Here is a 4,446-nt window from a genome sequence, read left to right as displayed (position 1 = left end):
CGCGGGGCCCGCCTCGGCCTCGGCGGCCTGGGCCGCGGCGAGCTTCTCCGCGGTCTTGCGGGCGGCGGCGATCTCCTTCGGCTCCTCCGCGCCCTCCTCCAGCGCGGGCGGCGCGGGCACGGTCCACATCCACTCACGGAGCTTGTCGCGCTCGTGCGTGAGGTCGCGGATGTCCTCCTCCGCGTACTCGAACTCCGGGGACCAGAAGAGCGCGTCGAACGGGCACACCTCGATGCAGATCCCGCAGTACATGCAGAGGGAGAAGTCGATGGCGAACCGGTCGAGGACGTTGCGGCTGCGCTCGCGGCCACCGGGGGCCGCGGGCGGCATCGTCTCCTTGTGGGAGTCGATGTAGATGCACCAGTCGGGGCACTCGCGCGCGCAGAGCATGCAGACCGTGCAGTTCTCCTCGAACAGCGCGATCACGCCCCGGCTGCGGGGCGGCAGCTCCGGCTGCACGTCGGGGTACTGGGCGGTGTGCGACCGGCGCGTCATCGTACGGAGGGTGACGGCCAGGCCCTTGGCCAGGCCGGACCCGGGGATGGGGGCCACTACGAGATCACCACCTTGACGACGCCGGTGAGGGCGATCTGGGCCAGAGCGAGCGGGATGAGGGTCGTCCAGGCCAGCTTCTGCAGCTGGTCCTCGCGCAGCCGCGGGTAGGTCACCCGCAGCCAGATGACGACGAAGGCGAGCAGCGCGGTCTTCAGCAGGGTCCACACCCAGCCGAGGCCGTCGGCGCCCCAGGGGCCGTGCCAGCCGCCCAGGAAGAGGACGGTGGTCAGGCCGCAGAGCACGACGATGCCGGCGTACTCGGCCAGCAGGAAGAGCGCGAACCGCAGACCGGTGTACTCGGTGTACGCACCGAAGATGATCTCGGAGTCGGCGACCGGCATGTCGAACGGCGGCCGCTGCAGCTCGGCCAGGCCGGCGGTGAAGAACACCAGCCCGCCGACGATCTGCCAGGGCACCCACCACCAGTGGAACGCGTCGACGATTCCCGGCAGCGAGACGGTGCCGGCGGCCATCGCGACGGAGGCGGCGGCGAGCAGCATCGGCAGCTCGTACGCGAGCAGCTGGGCGGCCGTGCGCAGGCCGCCGAGCAGGGAGAACTTGTTGGCCGAGGCCCAGCCGGCCATCAGCGAGCCGAGGACGCCGACGCCCATCACGGCGAGCACGAAGAAGATGCCGGCGTCCAGGACCTGGCCGACCAGGCCGTCGCCCGGGCCGATCGGGATCGCCAGCAGCACGAGCAGGTAGGGCAGCAGCGCGACGGCCGGCGCGAGCTGGAAGATCCGCCGGTCGGCACCGGCCGGGACGACGTCCTCCTTCTGCGCGAACTTCACGCCGTCGGCGACGAGCTGGGCCCAGCCGTGGAAGCCGCCCGCGTACATCGGGCCGAGGCGGCCCTGCATATGGGCCATCACCTTGTGCTCGGTCTGGCCCACGACGAGCGGCAGCACGAGGAAGGCGACGAAGACGGCGAGCAGCCGCAGGATGACGTCGAGGACGTCGTTCACGGGTTCTCGCCTCCTTCGCGCTTCCGCTCCGCGGGTCGCTCCGCGGGTTCGTGAGCTTGAGTGGGTTGCTGTGGTTGCTCCGCCCGCGCGGAGCGCGGCGCCTCGGCGGGCTGTTCCGTTCGCGCGGGCTGCTGGGGTTGCACCGCCGGTGCGGGGCGCTGCGCTTCCGCAGGCTCGTCGCTTTCCGCAGGCGCCTGCGGTTGCACCGCCTCCGCGGGCTGGCTCGCGCCACGCTCGGCAGGGGCTTCCGCAGGCTTCGCCGCAGGAGTCTCCGCCGCCTGCGCGGAGCGCGGCACCTCGGCGGGCTCATCGCTCTGCGCGGGCGCCTCCGGCTGCTCCGCCTGCGCGGACCGCTCTGCGGGTTCCGCAGGCTTGTCCGCTTGCGGAGGCTGCTGCTGTTGGTCCGCGTCGGCGGTGGGGCCCGTGGTGGCCCGGGGAGCCGGTTCGGGGGTCGCTTCGGCGGCGGTCGGCGCCGCGGGCGTTCCCCGGTCCGTGCCGTCGTCCTCGAAGGCCGGGCGGGGGTTGTGCCAGGGGGCGTCGGGCGAGCGCCTCGGCGCGGCGGTATCCGTCGGCGGCTGCTGGCTCGCCGAGCCCTCGCTCGCGCTGCGAGCACGCCGGACCGGGCGATCGGTCCCGGTCGGCGCGGTACCGGCCGCCTCGGCCGGCTGCTGGCTCGCCGAACCCTCGCTCGCGCTGCGGGCGCGCCGGGCCGGGCGCTCGGGCCCGGTCGGCGCTGTCGGCTGCTGGCTCGCGGAGCCCGCGGCCGCCGTGCGGGCGCGGCGCACCGGGCGGTCGCCCGCCGCGCCGGCTCCCGCCGCCGCCCTGGCGCCGCGCGCCGGGCGCGCGGGCGCGGGCGGCAGCTGGCCCTTGAGCGGGCCCCACTCGTTGGGGTCGGGCACGCCCGGCGGCAGCATCTGGCGGCGCTTGGGCCCGCCGCCCTCGGACTCCCCCGGCTCCTTGGCGCCCGGCCACGCCTTGGCGACGCGGGCCGCCAGGACGAAGTCCTTGCGCAGGGGGTGCCCCTCGAAGCCCTCGGGCAGCAGCAGGGGCGCGAGGCCGGGGTGGCCGGTGAAGTCGACGCCGAACATCTCGTGCGTCTCGCGCTCGTGCCAGGCCGCGCCGGCGTAGACGCCGGTGGCGGTGGGCAGCGCGGGGGCGTCGTGCGGCACGGTCGTACGGAGCAGCAGCCGGCGTACGGTGCCCGCGTCGGCCGGCCCCGTACCGCTGCGGTCGGGGTGCGGCAGCGCGACGACGTGGGCAGCCACGCGGAAGCCGGTGCCGGGCTCGTCGACGGCGCTCAGCCAGTCGAAGTAGGTGCAGCCGAGCGTGTCCCGCGCCGTCCCGAGCGCGGCGATCCACGCCTCGGCGGGGACGTCCACGGTGAGCAGGCCGTACGTCTCCTCGGCGCGCGCGCCGTCGCCGAAGAGCGCTCCGGCGGCGCGCGGCAGCCAGCCCACCGGCGCCTCCTCGGCACCCGCCGTGTCGGGGGTCGTGTCGCCGCCCGGCAGGGAGTTCGGCACGGGCGTGACCTCGTCCGGGTCCATGGGGCCGGTCATCGGGGGTTCTCCTCCGGGGCCGGCGCGGGCGCGGCGGCCAGCGGGCTGCGCAGGGCCGCGGCCGAGGGGCGCCGCCCGGTGCCCCCCGCACCAGCCGCACCACCCGCACCGGAGCCGTACCGCTCCGCGAGCGACTCGCGCGCGATCTTCTCCTGGAGCTTGAGGATGCCCTGGAGCAGCGCCTCGGGCCGCGGCGGGCAGCCGGGCACGTACACATCGACCGGGATGATCTGGTCGACGCCCTTGGTGACCGAGTACGAGTCCCAGTAGGGCCCGCCGCAGTTCGAGCAGGCGCCGAAGGAGATCACGTACTTCGGCTCCGGCATCTGCTCGTAGAGCCGCTTCACCGCGGGGGCCATCTTGTCCGTGACCGTGCCGGAGACGACCATCAGGTCGGCCTGGCGCGGGCCGGGCGCGAAGGGGATCACGCCGAGGCGGATGAAGTCGTGCCGGGCCATGGACGCCGCGATGAACTCGATGGCGCAGCAGGCGAGGCCGAAGTTGAAGACCCACAGGCTGTAGCGGCGGCCCCAGTTCAGGACCACCTTCATGGGTTCGGGGGCCAGCCGGGCGAGCGGGCCCAGCCGGCCCTTGCCCTCGGCCGGGAGCCGCACGGGCTCCGGGAGGGACACGGGCGCGGGCGCCGGAGCGGCCGGCGTCGCGGGGCCGGCGGGCCGCGCGGCGGGGCCGTTCCCGGCGGCGGGAGGCGGTGTCACGTCCATTCCAGGACGCCCTTCTTCCATGCGTACAGCAGGCCCACGGCGAGGAAGCCGAGGAAGATGAACATCTCCACCAGTGTCGTACCGCCGTAGCCGGGGGCGGCAAAGACCGTCGCCCACGGGAACAGGAAGATCGAGTCCACCGCGAAGATCACGTACAGAAAGGCGTAGACGTAGTAGCGGACCTGGGTGTGGGCCCAGCCCTCGCCGACGGGGTCGACGCCGCACTCGTACGTCAGCAGCTTCTCCGGCGTGGGCACGACCGGGCGCAGCAGCCGCCCGGCCCCGAAGGCCACGGCGACGAACAGCACACCGACGACGGCGAGCAGGCCGACGACCGAGTAGCTCTGGAAGTACTCCGCCGCCATGGGTACGGGTGCCTGGACCGGCGTCTGGACAGGTGCCGTGTGTACGGTCGGCTCCAGCACGTCCGCCCCTCACTCGGTTTCCTCGATCTGTACGCACGGGAGTCTAGGCCCTGCCACCGCCGGGGTGAGCAGCGTGTCCGGCGGCGGCGGTGGGGATATCCCCACTTCCACCCACCCATGTACCCCATGGCGGGCGGCCGGGGCGAGAGGGCAGGCTGGCCGGTATGACCGCCCGTAAGTCCGAGAACACCCTCCGGGACGCCCGCCCCGGCCCCCCGGTGCC

General features: G+C 74.4%; 5 protein-coding genes. All 5 read right to left on the bottom strand.

What is annotated here, in order from left to right:
* A partial coding sequence (locus ACSNOD_RS28790; RefSeq protein WP_436770009.1) for a NuoI/complex I 23 kDa subunit family protein occupies positions 1–552 on the bottom strand: 552 nt, incomplete at its 3' end.
* Positions 552–1,520, bottom strand: a complete 969-nt coding sequence (locus ACSNOD_RS28785; RefSeq protein WP_436770008.1) for a complex I subunit 1/NuoH family protein — start codon at positions 1,518–1,520, stop codon at positions 552–554. The genes ACSNOD_RS28790 and ACSNOD_RS28785, both read right to left, overlap by 1 nt.
* Positions 1,517–3,076 (bottom strand): NADH-quinone oxidoreductase subunit C, encoded by a 1,560-nt coding sequence (locus ACSNOD_RS28780; RefSeq protein WP_436770007.1) that lies wholly within the window; start codon positions 3,074–3,076, stop codon positions 1,517–1,519. The genes ACSNOD_RS28785 and ACSNOD_RS28780 overlap by 4 nt, the downstream gene beginning before the upstream one ends.
* Positions 3,073–3,798 carry an NADH-quinone oxidoreductase subunit B gene (locus ACSNOD_RS28775; RefSeq protein WP_436770006.1) on the bottom strand — a complete coding sequence of 242 codons (726 nt, stop codon included), beginning with the start codon at positions 3,796–3,798 and terminating at the stop codon, positions 3,073–3,075. The genes ACSNOD_RS28780 and ACSNOD_RS28775 overlap by 4 nt, the downstream gene beginning before the upstream one ends.
* The gene (locus ACSNOD_RS28770) at positions 3,789–4,223 is read right to left on the bottom strand and encodes an NADH-quinone oxidoreductase subunit A (protein WP_436770005.1); all 435 of its coding nucleotides are present in this window, start codon (positions 4,221–4,223) and stop codon (positions 3,789–3,791) included. Before ACSNOD_RS28770 ends, ACSNOD_RS28775 begins: the two co-directional genes overlap by 10 nt.
* Positions 4,224–4,446: the final 223 nt, after the last annotated feature.

The sequence above is a fragment of the Streptomyces sp. URMC 123 genome (genome assembly GCF_051386515.1).
Classification (GTDB): domain Bacteria; phylum Actinomycetota; class Actinomycetes; order Streptomycetales; family Streptomycetaceae; genus Streptomyces.
Note: the sequence above shows the minus strand (reverse complement) of the source record. Positions and strands in the feature narration are given on the sequence as shown.

Excerpts from the sequence above, each read along its gene's own strand:
- ACSNOD_RS28780 (WP_436770007.1), bottom strand. The coding sequence starts at position 3,076 with ATGACCGGCCCCATGGACCCGGACGAGGTCACGCCCGTGCCGAACTCC.
- ACSNOD_RS28775 (WP_436770006.1), bottom strand. The coding sequence starts at position 3,798 with ATGGACGTGACACCGCCTCCCGCCGCCGGGAACGGCCCCGCCGCGCGG.